The sequence below is a fragment of the Tenacibaculum ovolyticum DSM 18103 genome (assembly GCF_000430545.1).
Taxonomy (GTDB): Bacteria; Bacteroidota; Bacteroidia; order Flavobacteriales; family Flavobacteriaceae; genus Polaribacter; species Polaribacter ovolyticus.
Map to the genome: position 1 here is coordinate 349,937 of NZ_KE387164.1, position 16,832 is coordinate 366,768.

At 31.5% G+C, this 16,832-nt stretch carries 14 protein-coding genes; 9 read left to right on the forward strand and 5 right to left on the reverse strand.

Going from position 1 to position 16,832, the window contains the following annotated elements:
* The first annotated feature begins 50 nt into the window (after window positions 1–50).
* From H518_RS0116290 to H518_RS0116310, 5 genes are all read left to right on the forward strand, one after another.
* Window positions 51–1,544: a GH3 auxin-responsive promoter family protein gene (locus H518_RS0116290; RefSeq protein WP_028890057.1), complete on the forward strand. Its 1,494-nt coding sequence runs from the start codon at window positions 51–53 to the stop codon at window positions 1,542–1,544.
* 265 nt (window positions 1,545–1,809) lie between these two features.
* Window positions 1,810–2,286: a hypothetical protein gene (locus H518_RS0116295; protein ID WP_028890058.1), complete on the forward strand. Its 477-nt coding sequence runs from the start codon at window positions 1,810–1,812 to the stop codon at window positions 2,284–2,286.
* 64 nt (window positions 2,287–2,350) lie between these two features.
* Window positions 2,351–3,976, forward strand: a complete 1,626-nt coding sequence (locus H518_RS0116300) for a tetratricopeptide repeat-containing sensor histidine kinase (RefSeq protein ID WP_162143118.1) — start codon at window positions 2,351–2,353, stop codon at window positions 3,974–3,976.
* A gap of 558 nt (window positions 3,977–4,534) precedes the next feature.
* Window positions 4,535–5,278, forward strand: coding sequence for a LytR/AlgR family response regulator transcription factor (locus H518_RS0116305; RefSeq protein ID WP_028890060.1), 744 nt, complete (start codon window positions 4,535–4,537; stop codon window positions 5,276–5,278).
* A gap of 536 nt (window positions 5,279–5,814) precedes the next feature.
* Window positions 5,815–6,372, forward strand: a complete 558-nt coding sequence (locus tag H518_RS0116310; protein ID WP_028890061.1) for an MOSC domain-containing protein — start codon at window positions 5,815–5,817, stop codon at window positions 6,370–6,372.
* Between the two features lie 80 nt (window positions 6,373–6,452).
* Here H518_RS0116310 and H518_RS0116315 read toward each other — a convergent pair whose 3' ends face one another.
* Genes H518_RS0116315 through H518_RS0116330 form a run of 4 tightly spaced genes read right to left on the reverse strand, consistent with a single transcriptional unit; the run spans window position 6,453 to window position 9,554 of the window.
* Window positions 6,453–8,027: a S41 family peptidase gene (locus tag H518_RS0116315; protein WP_028890062.1), complete on the reverse strand. Its 1,575-nt coding sequence runs from the start codon at window positions 8,025–8,027 to the stop codon at window positions 6,453–6,455.
* On the reverse strand, window positions 8,014–8,445 hold the full coding sequence (locus H518_RS0116320; RefSeq protein ID WP_028890063.1) for a deoxycytidylate deaminase: 432 nt from the start codon (window positions 8,443–8,445) through the stop codon (window positions 8,014–8,016). Before H518_RS0116320 ends, H518_RS0116315 begins: the two co-directional genes overlap by 14 nt.
* Before the next feature lie 57 nt (window positions 8,446–8,502).
* Window positions 8,503–9,084, reverse strand: a complete 582-nt coding sequence (locus H518_RS0116325) for a HupE/UreJ family protein (RefSeq protein ID WP_028890064.1) — start codon at window positions 9,082–9,084, stop codon at window positions 8,503–8,505.
* Between the two features lie 8 nt (window positions 9,085–9,092).
* Window positions 9,093–9,554: an Lrp/AsnC ligand binding domain-containing protein gene (locus tag H518_RS0116330; RefSeq protein WP_028890065.1), complete on the reverse strand. Its 462-nt coding sequence runs from the start codon at window positions 9,552–9,554 to the stop codon at window positions 9,093–9,095.
* Between the two features lie 61 nt (window positions 9,555–9,615).
* Between H518_RS0116330 and H518_RS0116335 the strand changes: the two genes are divergently transcribed.
* Both H518_RS0116335 and H518_RS0116340 read left to right on the forward strand, forming a co-directional pair.
* Window positions 9,616–10,872, forward strand: coding sequence for a Y-family DNA polymerase (locus tag H518_RS0116335; RefSeq protein WP_028890066.1), 1,257 nt, complete (start codon window positions 9,616–9,618; stop codon window positions 10,870–10,872).
* Between the two features lie 3 nt (window positions 10,873–10,875).
* Window positions 10,876–11,313 carry a LexA family protein gene (locus tag H518_RS0116340; protein WP_028890067.1) on the forward strand — a complete coding sequence of 146 codons (438 nt, stop codon included), beginning with the start codon at window positions 10,876–10,878 and terminating at the stop codon, window positions 11,311–11,313.
* A 48-nt stretch (window positions 11,314–11,361) separates the two neighbouring features.
* Here the strand turns inward: H518_RS0116340 and H518_RS0116345 are convergent, their stop codons facing one another.
* Entirely contained in the window at window positions 11,362–11,775 is a 414-nt protein-coding gene (locus H518_RS0116345; protein ID WP_028890068.1) for a BrxA/BrxB family bacilliredoxin, read from the reverse strand.
* Window positions 11,776–11,895: 120 nt separating this feature from the next.
* On the opposite strand from H518_RS0116345, the gene H518_RS0116350 reads away from it, so the two are divergent.
* Both H518_RS0116350 and H518_RS20915 read left to right on the forward strand, forming a co-directional pair.
* Window positions 11,896–12,651, forward strand: a complete 756-nt coding sequence (locus tag H518_RS0116350) for a TerB family tellurite resistance protein (protein ID WP_028890069.1) — start codon at window positions 11,896–11,898, stop codon at window positions 12,649–12,651.
* Window positions 12,652–13,188: 537 nt separating this feature from the next.
* Window positions 13,189–16,832 (forward strand): DUF11 domain-containing protein (locus H518_RS20915; RefSeq protein ID WP_155995255.1); only part of this gene is annotated, 3,644 nt, incomplete at its 3' end.

Here is a 16,832-nt window from a genome sequence, read left to right on the forward strand (position 1 = left end):
TATTTGTTTTTTGCAAACTGATGTCGTTTCTTACATCTAAATATTTTAAAATGAGTATCAAATCTAAATTGGCAATTCCCTTTGCTAAACAAGTACGAAAAAGAGTTTATAAATGGGCAAATAAGCCTCATGAAACACAAAAAAAAGTATTTCAGTATTTGGTAACTGAAGGCTGTAAAACAGCTTTTGGAAAAGATCACGATTTTATATCTATAAATAATTACGAAGACTTTAAAAAACGCGTACCTGTAAACGATTATGAAGGGTTGCGTACCTATGTAGATAGAATGGTTGCAGGTGAAGAGAATGTATTGTGGAAAGGAAAACCTTTGTATTTTGCAAAAACTTCAGGAACTACCTCTGGGGCAAAATATATTCCCATAACTAAAGAATCTATGCCTACACATATAAAAGCAGCACGTAATGCCTTGTTATTTTATGTGGCAGAAACAAATGATGCTAGTTTTGTAAATGGAAAAATGATTTTTTTACAAGGAAGCCCTGTTTTAGAAGAGGTGAACGGCGTAAAATTAGGACGATTAAGCGGTATTGCTGCGCATTATGTACCAAATTACTTATTAAAAAACCGTTTACCAAGTTGGGAAACCAATTGTATTGAAGATTGGGATACCAAGGTGAATAAAGTAGTTGAAGAAACCATTAATGAAGATATGTCTGTAATTAGCGGAATTCCGTCTTGGGTGCAAATGTATTTTGAAAAATTGATTGATAAAACAGGAAAAACAATTTCGGAGATTTTTCCGAACTTTAATTTCTTTGTATACGGAGGTGTGAATTTTGAACCGTATAAAAATAAGTTTGAAACTTTAATAGGTAAAAAGATTGATTATGTTGAGTTGTATCCTGCTTCTGAAGGGTTTATTGCTTATCAAGATTCGCAAACGGAAAAAGGAATGCTATTGCAATTAAACTCAGGTATTTTTTATGAGTTTATTCCTGCAACAGAATTTTTTGATGAAAACCCAACACGTATTTCTTTAAAAGATGTGCAATTAGGTATTAATTATGCAATCATCTTAAATACTTCGGCAGGTCTTTGGGGATATAATATTGGAGATACAGTAGAGTTTACCTCGTTAAAACCTTACAGAATAAAAGTAACAGGACGTATTAAACATTTTATTTCAGCTTTTGGTGAGCATGTTATTGGTAAAGAAGTAGAAAAAGCATTAAATGATGCCATTGTAGGAACTTCTATAAATGTAAGTGAATTTACAGTAGCACCACAGGTAAATCCAGAAAGCGGATTACCATATCATGAATGGTTTATAGAGTTTGAAAATGAACCTGATAACTTAGAAGAGTTAGCGGCTAAAATAGATGCGTCTATGCAAAGTCAAAACGTATACTATTTCGATTTAATTACAGGTAAAATATTACAACCGTTAATTATTAGAAGCGTTAAAAAAGGAGGCTTTCATGAGTATATGAAATCGATAGGGAAGTTTGGTGGACAAAATAAAATTCCACAATTATCCGATAACCGTAAAATTGCTGATGTTTTAAATAATTTTTTAGTGTAAGTATTATTACAAGGTAGAGCAATGATTTATAACAACTTCATTGCGAGGTACAAAGCAATCTTATTCAAAAAGCGTCATTGCGAACAAAGTGAAGCAATCTGTTTAATGTTGTGAATATATTAATCAACTGTAGCATAGTGAACTGACGTTTTTGTAGTTGACAATTTGAATAATAAAGTGTTCTTTTTAGTATTTTTCTAACATAAGAGTTTAGTTAAATTCATTTTTTATTGTAGATTTAAACCCTAACCAATAAATAAACAACATGAGTACAACGATTAATGGAGTAACATTAAATTTAGTGCAGTTTTTAGAATTTGACACAAATATTCCTGCTGCAAACAAACCTTCAGGACCATTGGTAAATATTTCTGACGTAGAAGGAGGTAATAATACACCATATACGCTAACTGTATTAGCTTACTTACCAAGCAACACATTAAATCAAGTAGAAAATACAACTGGTTTAGCTTTAAAAGAGGATTTAATTTACTTAGACTATTATGGTATTACCGATGTTAATGTATTGAATAAAGAGGGTAACACAATTACTATTCAATGCAGAGATTTTCGTGTAGAATTTAATTGTGAAGAAGAGGCTACAGAATACGATTTGTATTATGTGCAGTTTACGTATCAAATAAATGATGGAAGTTCTGCAGATGCTGTCTTATTAAGAGATGATGATGAAGATCCTGAAACTGACAGGGGTACTGTAACTACACCTAGAGATGGGGAGTAAAAAATTATATTTGTGTTTTATATTTGTAAATACTATAATGTTCTCTCAATCCCAAATTGGAAGTTTGAGATTTAAAATAGACAGTATTAGTAATATAAGAAGTGAAAATGATTTATTTAGAAAAGCTTCATACTTTTTCTTTCAGAAAGAGTATGATTCTAGTTATGTTTTAAGTCAAAAAGCTTTGTCTTCTACGAAGTATCAAGATGAAAAAGATATTTTAAAATATATACAAGGTTCTTCAGCTATCAAAAAAGGATTATATAGAAAAGCTTTGGAAAGTATATCTTCCATTTCAAACAATAATTATTATGTTTTAAAGGAATTTAAACTAGGTCGAATTTATATAAATTTGAAAAAATATAATAAGGCTATTTATCATTATAAAAGATGGGAGGGGTATAATGATTCTGATTTAAGATTCAAAAAAGATGGATATCATAATTTAGGTTTAAGTTATATACATTTAAAGAAGTATGATAAAGCAAAGCAATATTTTAATAAAGAACTAAGTCTAATTAATAAAAAAGATACTTTAGAGCTAGTAACGGTAAAAATGGATTTGGCTAATGTCTATTATGGACAATATATGGACGATAAGGCTATACCTTTATTTATAGAGAGTTATGAATTGGCAAAAATTTTTTCAAGTATAAAGTTAAAACAGAATTCAGCTCAAAATATGGCGGTAGTCGAGCGTAATAGAAAACGCTATAAAGAAAGTGTAGGGTATTATAGAGAATTTATTAAATGGAAAGATTCTATTTGGAGTAGAGACCGTATTTGGCAATTGACTGAAAAGGATAAGAAAATAGCAGTTGCACAAAAACAACAAGAAATAGTAGTGCAAAATGAGCAAATAAAGCGTCAAAAAGTAGTCCAAAAAGGATTACTTTTCGGTGCTTCTGGTTTGTTAGTTTTCTTAGGAGGTTTGGCTTTTTTTTATAGGAAATTACAAAGTAAAAATAGGCTTATTACCGAGCAAAAAGAGGCTTTAAATGTGGCTAATAACACTAAGAATTATTTGTTTTCGGTGGTGTCGCACGATTTACGTTCGCCTATAAATAGTATAAAAAGGCAGCATCAAAAATTAGCAAAACATATTGCTAATAATGATTTGCCTGCAATTAAAGAAGCTACGAAATCGGCTATTGCAGTTACCGAAAGTACGAGTCATTTATTAAATAATGTATTGCACTGGTCGTTAGAGCAAAGTAATATGTTAAATTTCTCTGAAGAAGAACATGCGCTGCAACCTGTTATAGAACAGGTGTTGTTCGATTATGAAAATTTAGCGGAGGCAAAAGCTATTTCAATTGCTAGTAATTTAGATAGTGATGTTATTGTGCTTACAGATAAAGAATCGTTGAAAATCGTAATTCGGAATTTAATTGATAATTCGATAAAATACATGGATGGTTCTGGAAGTATCTCTGTGAAAACAGAAAAGTATTCAGAAACTCAAGCACGTATTGAAATTAAAGATTCAGGTATTGGAATATCTGAAGAAAAACTTCAAAAAATAAATGCTTTAAAAGATTTGTCTATTGATAAGATAGACCGATCTAAAGGAATCGGATTAGGTTTACTACTATGTCAAACACTAATTAAGAAAAACAACGGAACATTATTCTTTAAAAGCGAAGAAGGAGCAAGTACCACAGCGGTTATATTGTTACCTTTAGCTTAATTTTATTATAATACGAGTGGTGTAAAAACTACTCGTATTTTTTTATGCCTTTTTTTAATTACTTGTTAACTGTCCGTCATTGCGAGGCACGAAGCAATCTGTTTTCTCAAGATAACCTTATATCTAAATCTAAAACGAAAAGAGCAACGAGCTGTCAGTTCGAGTGATTTTTATGTAGAGAAACGGAATAAAAATTATATCGAGAACTAATTTATGCAGTAAAAGTTGTTCTCGATACAAATCTTACTCATTTCAATCGTAAGATTCACTCGAAATGACAGTGTGTTTATCAAAATATATGGAAGGTTATTTAATCGTTTAAAAGCAATCTGTTTGCTTTCGCGTTCTAAATGTTGAGATTACTTCGTCGTTCCTTCTCGTAATGACGAGTGTATTTGTTGTTTTGATAAACAAAAGAATACTTTTTTATTATAAATTACTGAATAGTAGAGTTGCTTCATTATTTAGCCCTGTAAAGACAAACTATAATGTTTTTGCTGAGAATTATGACCAAATAAGTATCTTCGTAAAAACGAACATTATAAATATTTAGCCCCAATGAATAACTTACGATTGTTACTTTTAGAAGATTTAGATGAAGAAGCTACAGAAATCATTGAGTTTTTAGAAGATAATAAGTACGAAGTTATCCGTGTTAAAAATGCTTCAGAGGCTGAAAAAGAAATAAAAAATCGATTTTTTGATATCATTCTTTTAGATATTATGATTAACGGCAGCCCTGAGGGGATTTCGTTAGCACATCGTTTGAATAAAGAAAATATTGAAGCTCCTTTTCTATTTTTAACAAGTATGCAAAGTAAAGCGGTGTTTAATGAGGCTAAACTTACGAAACCATATACTTATTTATTAAAACCATTTAACAAACTAGAGCTATTGTATTCTTTAGAGCTAGCTTTAGAGAAATTTCACGAACAATCGAGTAGTATTAGTTTAAGTGATAAAAACGGAATTGTAAGTCCGTCGTTTTTATTCATAAAAAAGAAACGAAGCATCATGAAGGTAGATACAGCATCTATTATTTATGTTGAAGTTAAAGAGAAGTATTGTAGGCTTGTATGTAATGAAGGCGATTATTTAATAAAACTATCGTTAACAAAAGTTAAAGAACTACTTGGTGATACAGAGTTTACACAAACTCACCGAAATTATTTAGTGAATTTAAAAAAGATTAAAGAAATTTATTTTGAAGATAATTTATTGATTTTAGAAAACAATCATAAAATATCGTTTAGTGAACGTTTTAAAAATCAGTTTATAAAAAATAATACTATTTTTAGATAAAAAACGATAAAAAAACATAGTAAATCCCCCCGAATCTAGTTCTGTTAATTACCGCTTTTTTTAACTTATCTTTTAGTCGAAAAAAAATAGTAACCCTTAATTTTTTTTAACATCTCAAAAATATGCCTACACATGGGTTTTTAATATAGTATTTCCTTAAAGTAAGCAAATTCAGGTATAAGTGTATTAAAAAAAGATATAAGCGTATTGTTTTTTAAATATAAGTAATTATGAGTTTATTTCAAATAAAAAAAGGTAGGATATAAAATAGAATCTCCCCTTTATGGATTATATCTTATAACTACCTTTTTTTAGTATTCTGATTAAGTAAATATTCCCCAATATGTTATACTTAATACTTTTTAGCTGAAAATATACCCTTTATTATACCTTAGCTGATGTAAATATAATATGTAAAGGTTTTTCTTTAGACGCAAACTCCATGAGGTATTGTAAATTAGTAAAAAACGTATTTGAAATAGGTATAAGTGTTTTAAATATATAAAAAACGTATTTTTAAATAAAAATAAGATTAGATGAAAATTATAGCAACATGTGTAGGAGAACGTAAGGAGGTTGATTGGAAAGGAGAGAAGATAACTACAGGTATTTTTAAATATCCGGTTGATGAACCTATTTTTTTAGATACTGAAAAGGTAGAGGGTGATGCTGTTTGTAATAATGATTCTCATGGAGGGATTGATCAAGCGGTATATGGATATTCATTAAAGCATTATGAATATTGGAAGGAGTTGTATCCTAACTTAAAGTGGCATTTAGGTATGTTTGGTGAAAACTTAACAATTGATGAATTAGAGGAAACGGAAATTCATGTAGGAGATACTTATAAGGTAGGAGAAGTTATTTTAGAAGTAACGAAGCCTAGAGAACCTTGTCATAAATTAGCGATGAAATTTAACTCTAGAAAAGTTGTACGTCAGTTTTTAAGAGTGTCGAAAAGTGGTATTTATTTTAAGGTTTTACAAATAGGTTTCGTTAAAACAGGAGATGTGTTAGAAAAAATAAAATCATGTCCCGAAAATTTAACCATAGCTGAAATGTATAAAGAAAAAAACCTTGAAAACGGAATGTAGTTTTTGGTCTTAAACTTTATTTATATGAAAAATTATTTGCAATGAGCTTAAATAAAGACGTTGTGAATTTTAAAGAAAAACTATTGTTTTTTTTCTAACTCAAATACCTTTTGAAGCATTTTATCATCAGATTGATTTACTTTATATAAACCTTCGTCACTAAAAAGTTCTCTTGCAATTAGTGTTTTTAAATTTCGCTTAAGTTGTTTTTTTATCTTTGATGAAAGTTTGTATTCTTTTAATTTTGATAAAAACGTAGTGCTAATTTCATTGTTTTTGTCAAAATTCTTAATAAACTCATCAACTGTTGTATAATTGAGTTTCTTACGATTCGTATCAACGTAATTAAAAGCAAAATTATTTAAGGGCCTAAAAAATATTGTTGGTAGGTAAGAAGAGGTGTCAACACCAACAAAGTAATCAGGGATTATTCCTCCTCCACCATAAACAATTTTTCCTTTAGGTGTTGTAAATTTTAAACTATCAATTGTTTTTATACTGTCTTTACTATGTAATTCTCCATTAAGTAACCTACGTTGTATGTCTTGAGTATAATTATTTTTATCGGCGTCAGAAACTCCTTTTTTGTACGATTTTTGTATAGATCTACCAGTAGGAGTGTAGTAACGTGCAGTTGTTAAACGAACTGCTGATCCATCACCTAAATCCATTTCTTGCTGCACTAAACCTTTACCAAAAGAACGACGACCAATAATAATTCCTTTATCATTATCTTGTAAGGCACCTGCTACAATTTCTGATGCAGAAGCAGAGTTTTCATCGATTAAAACATATAAACCGCCTTTTTCAAAATCACCTTTATCAGTAGCAAATGATTTGTTAATATCTCCTTTATTGTTTTTTGTAAATACAATTAGCTTATCATCTTCTAAAAACTCATCAACAATACTATTAGCAATGTCAATAAAACCACCACCATTTCCACGAAGGTCAAGTACTAGATCTGTCATTTGGTTTTCTTTAAGAGCATCTAAAGAGGTTTTGAACTCTCGGTAAGAATTACGAGCAAAACGATTTAGTTTTATATAACCAACACTATCATTTAACATGTAAGCTACATCAACACTTTTAATATTTACTTTGTCTCTGTTTATAGTTACATTAAAAAGACTATCATTCGTTTTTCTGTAAATTTGAACATCAACTTTTGTGTTAGGCTTTCCTTTTAAGGCTGCCATTATTTTGGGAGTTTGTAACTTTTTACCGTACAATGTATCTTTATTTGCCAATAAAATTCTATCACCAGCTTTAATACCTACTTTAATACTTGGGCCTCCTTTAATCGGAGAAATAACAGTAATGGTATCACCTATCATACGAAACTGTACCCCAATACCTACAAAATTACCTTGCATGTTTTCGGTAATTAATTGAAGATTTTCTTTAGGAATATACACAGAGTGAGGATCTAATTTACCAAGCATTTCAGTAATAGCTCCATCTAATAACTCATCAGTATTTACGTTGTCAACATAATCACTTTGTATATAGTCGATTAAACGTTTTATTTTTTTTTCATTAGATGAGTTTTTTCCAATGAAATTAGTTGAATTTCCATTACTAAAAAAAGTTCCGATAAGAATACCGAAAACAACAGCAATTGATAAATATATAGGTAAATTATTTTTGTTCATATGGTAAATGAGTCAGTTCGACACCAGCTTTTTTTAAAAAATCGACACCAGAAGAATCTTTATATGCTTCGGCATACACAATACGTTTTATTCCTGCTTGATGTATAAGTTTACTGCATTGTTGGCAAGGAGAAAGAGATATATATAAAGTAGCTCCTTTGCAAGATTGCGTAGAGGCAGCTACTTTTAAAATAGCATTCGCTTCAGCATGTAAAACATACCATTTTGTATACCCTTCGTCATCTTCACAATAGTTTTCAAATCCTGAAGGCGTACCGTTATAACCATCAGAAATAATCATACGGTCTTTAACGATTATGGCGCCAACTTGTTTACGTTTACAATGAGATAATTTCCCCCATTCTTGCGCCATTTTTAAATAGGCTTTATCGTATTTTAATTGTTTTTTACTCAAAATTAAAAATTATGTGATATGCTAAGATACTTAGATTAAAAAAGGTGTGCCGTTAAATTTTTACCAAAAAACGCGGTTTATCATCATTTGAAAAGCAAAACCGATAACAATAGAAGATACTATCAAAATCCAATCGCGACGATTTACACCAAATATTGATTGTACTAATGTACCAACTAATAAAATTATTAAAACAATAATAATTTGAGCAGCTTCTACACCAACTGCAAACTCTATTAAAGGTATTAGTTTATCAGAAGTTTTTCCAATCATTATTTTAAAATAATTTGAAAAACCAAGTCCGTGAATTAGTCCGAAAAACAACGCAAAAAACAAATTCTGATTTTCTTTTCCAACAGATGCTTTTTTGGCAGTTAATACATTCATTAACCCTGTAATAAAAATGGTTGCAGGAATTAAAAATTCTATTAGTTTGCTATTGATATTTAAAATTCCGTAAGCAGATAACGCTAAGGTTATCGAGTGTCCGATGGTAAATAAAGTGATAAGCCATAATACTTTTGTCCATTGTTTAAATAAATATACAACGGCAAGTACTATTAAAAATAAAATGTGGTCATAAGCTCTAATATCAAGTACATGAAATAAGCCCATTTTAAAGTAAAAAATAAATTCGTTCATTCAGTATTTTAAATTTTTATTTGTCGATCTATTTGTTGGTCTAAAGATATAAAAGTTTCGGTTCTCGAAACTCCTTTTATGTTTTGAATATCTTTGTTTAACAAATGCATTAAATCTTCATTGTTTTTACAGAGTATCTTAATGAAAATAGCATAGTTACCAGTGGTGTAATGGCTCTCAACAATTTCAGGTATTTCTTTTAATCTTTTTATTGCAGATGAATATAAACTAGAAGAATCTAAAAAAACACCTACAAAAGCGGTCGTATTATAACCCAAAGCTTTAGGGTTTAATGTCATTTTATAACCATCAATTAAATCAGAAGCGTCTAACTTTCGTAAACGCTGATGTATTGCAGCTCCTGAAATTCCTACCTCACGAGCAATACTTAAAATGGGCGTACGCGCATCTTTTACCAATCTTTTGATAATAATTTTATCAATTCCGTCAATCTTTAACTTCTTAATCATGTAGCAAAAATAAGGAAAGTTGACTACATTTTTTTTTTGAATATTAGTTACCTTTACCAACATGTATGCTCTTGTTGATTGTAATAACTTTTATGCTTCTTGTGAACGCGTCTTTAACCCTGGTTTACAAGGGAAGCCAGTAGCTATTTTAAGTAACAATGATGGTTGTGTTATTGCTATGAGTGATGAAGCTAAAGATATTGAGCTTCCGTTTGGTGCGCCAATTTTTAAATGGGAACAGTTTTGTAAAAATAATAATATTACAGTATTATCTTCTAATTACCCGTTGTATGGAGATATGAGTACACGCGTAATGAAAATACTCGAACAGTTTTCACCAGATATTGAAGTGTATTCTATTGATGAAGCCTTTTTAGAACTAAAAGGGTTTGAGAAGTATGATTTAGAACAATACAGTACTCAAATAAGAAATAGGGTTTTACAATGGACAGGGATTCCTACCTGCGTTGGTATTGCGCCAACTAAAGCATTAAGTAAGGTAGCAAATAAAATTGCACGTAAATTTCCGGAAGAAACAAAAGGTGTTTATGTTATTGATTCTGATGAAAAAAGAATAAAAGCATTAAAATGGACTTCTATTGAAAATGTTTGGGGTATTGGTAGTAGGTTGCAAAAAACATTAAAAGGAAAAGGTTGTGTAAAAGCGTATGATTTTACACAATTAAATGACGAATGGGTTCGAAAAAAATTATCGATTACTATTTGGAAATTGAAGAAAGATTTAGAAGGTGAATCTAAAATATTACTAGATGAACCAACAACTAAAAAAGCAATTGCAACTACACGAAGTTTTGAATATACTTTTTCAGATATTGATAATATAAAAGAAAGAATAGCTACGTTTGCAGTAAGTTGTGCAGAGAAATTACGAAAGCAAAATTCAAGCTGTCATATGGTTATTGTTATGTTGCGTAGTGATCGTCATAAAAAAGACAGTGAGCAACACAGTATTAGTAAAACAGTTGTGTTTTCGTACCCAACAGATTCAACATTAACAATAAGTAAAAGTGCTGTAGAAGCGGTGCGTACTATTTTTAAAAAAGGAATAAAATATAAAAGAGCAGGTGTTATTGTTACAGGTTTGGTACCATCGGATAATTATCAAATTAATATGTTTGAAAAAGAAAATCCAAAGCATAAACCATTAATGTTAGTAATTGATAAATTAAATAAGACTTTTAAATCAGATAAGGTTAAATTAGCAAGTCAAGATTTACAACGTACCTGGAAAATGCGTCAAGAACGATTGTCGCCAAAGTATACCACAAATATTAATGATATAATAAGCGTAAAATAAACAATGAATACATCAAAAGGGTTAACTTTTTTTTCGCCTAAAGAAATGAGTAAAACTGAAGGTACAATTTTTAAGGATATAGGTATTTCTGCAGGATTTCCATCGCCAGCTGATGATTTTAGAGAAACACGTATATCGTTAGATGAAGAATTGATACGAAATAAAGAAGCTACTTTTTTTGCGAAAGTGAGTGGGCAATCTATGATCGGTGCAGGACTAGATGATAATGATTTATTAGTAATTGATAGAAGTATTTCGCCAGAAAACAATAAGATTGCTGTTTGTTTTTTAGATGGAGAATTTACTGTAAAAAGATTAAGAGTAGAAAAGGATGAGGTTTGGTTACAACCTGAGAATCCAGATTATCCGATAATTAAAATTACGGAAGAAAATAATTTTATTATTTGGGGAATTGTTACCAGTGTTATTAAAAAAGTATAAATAAAAAAACCAGCAAATTTGCTGGTTTTTTTATTTATACTAATGAGTTTATGAACAAAATTCATCATAAGCTCCTGCTAAATTCTGAGCAATAGCTTGAGCTGAATGCCCTTCAATATGATGACGTTCTAACATGTGAACTAAATTACCATCTTTAAATAAAGCAATTGCAGGAGATGATGCCGGAAAAGGAATCATGTGTTCTCTTGCTCTTGATGTAGATTCTTTTTCAACACCAGCAAAAACAGTTGTTAAATTTGTAGGAGTTTTATCAGCTCCTAAAGAAGCAATAGCTCCAGGTCTAGCAGTACCAGCGGCACAACCACAAACAGAATTTACCATTACTAAAGTTGTTCCTTCTTTTGCTAAAGCGTTATCAACATCTTCAGCAGTATATAAAGCATCAAAACCAGCATCGATTAATTGATCACGCATCGGTTTTACTAATTCTTCTGGGTACATATTTTTATTGTTAAAATTGTTTATACAAATATACTTCATTTAAAAGCAAGAATCAAGCCAAAAGAAATGAGGTTTTTTTATAAAGAGTTAATACTATCTTTGCATCTTTAAAATTAAAAAATGGGAAAATTTGCAAAATGGCTCGGAGCCGGAGCTGGATTTACAATGGGAGGTCCAATAGGGGCTATTATAGGTTTTGCTGTAGGTAGCTTTATTGATGGCGTATCTGTAGAAGATTTTACGCAAGAACAGCAAGATTACGAAAGGCAACCTAGGCCTCAACAAAGAGGAAGAGCTACTTCTGGGGATTTTGAAATAACATTATTAATTTTAGCATCAGTAGTTATTAAAGCAGATGGAAAAGTTGATCAACGAGAATTGGATTATGTACGTATGCATTTTGTTAAAATGTATGGTAAAGAGCGTGCTAATAATGCTTTTAAGTTGTTTAACGGAATTATAAAAAAACAAATATCAACACGTGAGGTTTGTTTACAAATTCGTCAGCACATGTCACATTCTTCACGTTTACAATTGTTGCATTTTTTATTCGGAATTGCAAAAGCAGATGATGAAGTAACAGCGTCAGAAGAGACAGAAATAAGAAAAATTGCTAATTATTTGTATATCAATAATCATGATTATTCATCAATAAAAGCAATGTTTTATGATGAATCAGATAGTGCTTATAAAATTTTAGAGATAACAAAATCAGCCACTAATGATCAGTTAAAAAAAGGATATAGGAAAATGGCAAAAAAATACCATCCAGATAAATTAGAAGGGTTAGGTGAAGAGCATAAAAAAGGAGCAAAAGAAAAGTTTCAGAAAATTCAAGCTGCTTACGAGCAAATAAAAAAAGAAAGAGGTATATAACCTGTTTTGTAAATTATTATTAATACTCCTGTAAATTTGCAATCAAGTTGTGAATTTATTGGAATGCACTAATATTACTCTTCCTTATCAATTAGGTTTCCAAACCCACCTCGCTATTTATTGATATTCGTTATTGACGACCTTTACGCCTTTTAGCTAAAATAGAAATATTATAGATATTTATTAAATTATTGATGTAATAACTGTTCAATAGAATAGGTTTTGCGAGAAGATATTTTATGATAATGATCTTATAAGATTTTAGTTGTTTTCTATGTCTTTTAACCTAGTACCGTGCGGTTAAATAAATGTTAAAGTTATTATTGTTTTTTTTAGTAAGTTTGTTATCAGAGTTTAACTAGTTTGTTTTTATGTAGATGTCATCTTAATTCCTTATTGTAAGGATAAGTTAAAATAGTATATGTCTTATGCTTTGGTCATTTTGGTTTATATTTTTCTACTGAAAATTGACATTTGAATTCTAAGTTCAAAATAAAAATGTAGTTTTTAAACTACACCCCTTCAAAAGTACTATACATGAGATTATTATTAGAAAACCTAAAAATAAATTTTTTTTATTTTTTAGTAAGTTTATTTGTTTTTTTTCTGTCAACTTTCAAAACGCAAGCGCAATTAAGTGACTTACATTATCTACCTCCACTAAAACAATATTCCAATAACAATGCAATTATTCAGCAACGATTCTATCTGTCAACACCTGAAACAACAGCATTCGATGTAAAAGTTTATCAAGGAACAAATGGAACTGCTATTGCTACTCTAACGGGTTTGTCAAAAACAAATCCATTGACATACAATGTAGCCAATGGGGATAACAATATAACATTGGTAACAAATGCAAATACTGGAAATGTTTTAACCAATAGTGGACTTAGATTTGAGTCAACAACAGGAGCTAAAAAGTTTTATGTAAATTATAGAGGTCGTCATACAGCTCAAGCAGCTTCATTAACTTCTAAAGGAAGAAGTGCGCTTGGTACTAAGTTTAAATGGGGAGGAATACCTTTACGTTCTACAAACACAGCTTCTCAATCGGCTACTTTAGGAATAATGGCTACAGAAGCAAATACCGATATAACTATTTCAGGATATAATCCTAGTTGTGTTTTTAGACAAGGAACGAATGCTGCAGGAATAACAACTCCTACAATTAATATAAATCTAGATGCGGGTGAGTCTTATGTATTAGAAGCTATACTGGGTCAAGCTACAGCAAATTTAGATGGTTGGCTAGGAGCTAGTATTACATCAAATAAGGATATTGTAGTGAGTAATGGTGGGCTTTTAAATATGGTAAAAGCAGGTTCTGGATCTAGAGATGCAGGAATTGACCAGGCTGTTCCAGAAGATATTGTAGGTAGTGAATATGTATTTGTAAGAGGTAATGGAGTAGATGATATGGAAAGACCTATTATTATCGCCATTCAAGATAATACAGAGGTTTATGTTAATGGATCAGCAACATCAATAGTAACATTAAATAATGGGGAGTATTTTGATATTCCAGGATCAAATTATTCGACTTCTGCAGCTGGAGGTAATATGTATGTTACAACTTCTAATAGAGCCTATGCCTACCAAGCTTTGGCTGGTTCTTCTTCAGAAGCTACAGGTGGGTTGAATTTTATTGCACCAGTAAATTGTTTAATGCCAAAGGTTTTGGATAATATTCCAGACATACGAAATGTTGCGGGATTAAATTTTACAGGAGGTATTACTATAATTGCATCAACAAGTACGCCGGATGGTAACATTACAGTAACTGACGGCACTGGTTCAGTAACATTGCCAGCATCTTCTGCCGTAGCAGGGAGTTCTGATTGGAAGACTTTCTTTGTCTCAGGATTAACAGGAAATGTATCTGTAAATTCAACAGGGCCTATTTCTGTTGGTTTTCTAGGAGCTAGTGGAAGTGCAGGTATTGCAGGGTATTTTTCAGGATTTGACACCGCACCAATAGTGGATGTACAAATTACAGGAGGAGGATGTTTACCTAGTGGAACGGTAGAGGAAATGACAGGGGCTTTTGATGGTTATCAATGGTATATGGACGGGGTTGCGGTTCCTGGAGCAACATCATCGTCATATACACCTCCATCATATGTTACTTTTGCTGAATTGTATGTAGAAGTAACACAAGGAACCTGTTCTTTTAATTCAGACCCTGTTGCAGTATATGATTGTAGTCCAGATATTGTTCTAACAAAAATAGCTGATGCAACAAGTTATGGCATAGGTGATACTGTTACTTTTACCATTACAGCAGAAAGTAAAGGAATTGACCCCGTAACAAATTTAGTAATTAATGATGTTCTTCCTCCTGGTTTAACATTGATCAGTGGAACATCGACAGCTGGATCTTGGTTATCACCAAATTGGACGATAGGTACCATTAATTCTGGAGAAAAACATACATTAACAATAATAGCAACTGTAAATAATGACATTAGAGAACATTATTTAATAAATACGATTACAAATACACAAGATCAAGTTGACTCAAACAATACAGTCGATGATCCTACAGAAACCATTCTCATCGATTTTGATGGTGATAATTTAGCAGGTATTGATGATCTTGATTCTGATAATGATGGGATTTTGGATATAAATGAGGGTGTTTGTAAGGGTACTTCTTTAAACCCATTTACAAGTTTAGGTGCTGCAAGGAGTGTTGCGGTAGCAGGTATATACTATTTTAACCTTAACGGACAAACGTTTTCAACCTATGTAAATAAAGATGGTTATGTTCGTGTAGCTTTAGATTATGGTAATGGTTCAGGAAGTTTACCACAATCAACTAGTTTAACAAATAGTACACGAGGTTTGTTGAGTAATATAATTTTAGCTGAGTTGACAGATGCGAATGAGATTAGGTTTTCATCATCTACAGAAGAAATTGATGTAAGAACTCCTAATACTACCTTATTAACAAGGTTAGTGGCTGGGCAAACATTACATGGAGGAGTTGCTGACAATGGTCTGAATGACAGTTGGACAGGAACACAAGAGGAGTATTTAAAGGCAAATGCAAACTGTACAACATCTTCAGGAACTACTTTAGCCGCAAACATTTTTCATCCTTGCGGGAATACGTTTACAGTTCATTGGATCCCTTCTATAGGTTCAGTTAGGGTTAGAAATGATGTAGGTAATATAGGGGCTACTGAATCGTTAAGTTTATGGGTCAGAAGTTCTGTAGTTTCATGTTCTATAGATTCAGATAGTGATCTGGCACCAGATTATTTAGACTTAGACTCTGATAATGATGGGTGTAATGATGTTGTAGAATCAGGAGGAGTAGATACTAATTCAGATGGAGTATTAGATGGAAATGGATTTAATGTATCAGGTCAAGTAACAACTGGAGGCGCAATTTTAGGAACTAGTTATAATGGAGTAACAGGAAACGAAATTGTGGCAACTAAAATACAAATTGACACAGAGCCGTTAAGCAGTACTATATGTATAGGAGGTAATGCTACATTTACGACTGTAGCTTCTTCACTAAGTACAACTACATTTATGGGGGCTGCTCCAGGTACTACTCCAAATTATAGTGGTAGTACAGGAACAACTACTGGGTTAATATATGAGTGGGAAGAACAAGTAGGAGGAACTGGAGCTTGGAATACGGTAAGTAATGGAGGAGTATATAGTAACGCAACTACAGCAGTATTAACATTAACGAATCCACTTATAAGTGCTTCTACAAATAAATATAGGTTAATATTAACAAGTACAATAAATACTTGTCAAAGTGTTACTTCTAGCGAGGTTACTTTAACAGTAACACCAACAGTAACGATTGCAGCATTTAGTCCAACGACTAGTACACGATGTCAAGGAGCAGGAACGGTAACTACAACAACAACTGGAACAAATTCAACCGGAATCACTTATAGTTTAGATGCCGCTTCTTTAACAGGCGGAAACAGTATCAACGGATCAACTGGAGAAGTAACGTATGTTGCAGGATGGAGTGGAACAACAACAATTACAGCAAGTGCCGCAGGATGTAACGGTCCTGCAACTACGACGCATGTAGTAACAGTAACCCCAACAGTCACCATTGCAGCATTTAGTCCAGCAACTAGTACACGATGTCAAGGAGCAGGAACAGTAACAACAACGACAACTGGAACAAATTCAACAGGAAT

What these genes read in the sequence shown, in the direction of transcription:
- H518_RS0116295 (WP_028890058.1), top strand. Translation starts at nt 1,810, where the DNA reads ATGAGTACAACGATTAATGGAGTAACATTAAATTTAGTGCAGTTTTTA.
- H518_RS0116310 (WP_028890061.1), top strand. Translation starts at nt 5,815, where the DNA reads ATGAAAATTATAGCAACATGTGTAGGAGAACGTAAGGAGGTTGATTGG.
- H518_RS0116345 (WP_028890068.1), bottom strand. Translation starts at nt 11,775, where the DNA reads ATGTACCCAGAAGAATTAGTAAAACCGATGCGTGATCAATTAATCGAT.
- H518_RS0116350 (WP_028890069.1), top strand. Translation starts at nt 11,896, where the DNA reads ATGGGAAAATTTGCAAAATGGCTCGGAGCCGGAGCTGGATTTACAATG.
- H518_RS0116315 (WP_028890062.1), bottom strand. Translation starts at nt 8,027, where the DNA reads ATGAACAAAAATAATTTACCTATATATTTATCAATTGCTGTTGTTTTC.
- H518_RS0116325 (WP_028890064.1), bottom strand. Translation starts at nt 9,084, where the DNA reads ATGAACGAATTTATTTTTTACTTTAAAATGGGCTTATTTCATGTACTT.
- H518_RS0116290 (WP_028890057.1), top strand. Translation starts at nt 51, where the DNA reads ATGAGTATCAAATCTAAATTGGCAATTCCCTTTGCTAAACAAGTACGA.
- H518_RS0116305 (WP_028890060.1), top strand. Translation starts at nt 4,535, where the DNA reads ATGAATAACTTACGATTGTTACTTTTAGAAGATTTAGATGAAGAAGCT.
- H518_RS0116340 (WP_028890067.1), top strand. Translation starts at nt 10,876, where the DNA reads ATGAATACATCAAAAGGGTTAACTTTTTTTTCGCCTAAAGAAATGAGT.
- H518_RS0116330 (WP_028890065.1), bottom strand. Translation starts at nt 9,554, where the DNA reads ATGATTAAGAAGTTAAAGATTGACGGAATTGATAAAATTATTATCAAA.
- H518_RS0116335 (WP_028890066.1), top strand. Translation starts at nt 9,616, where the DNA reads ATGTATGCTCTTGTTGATTGTAATAACTTTTATGCTTCTTGTGAACGC.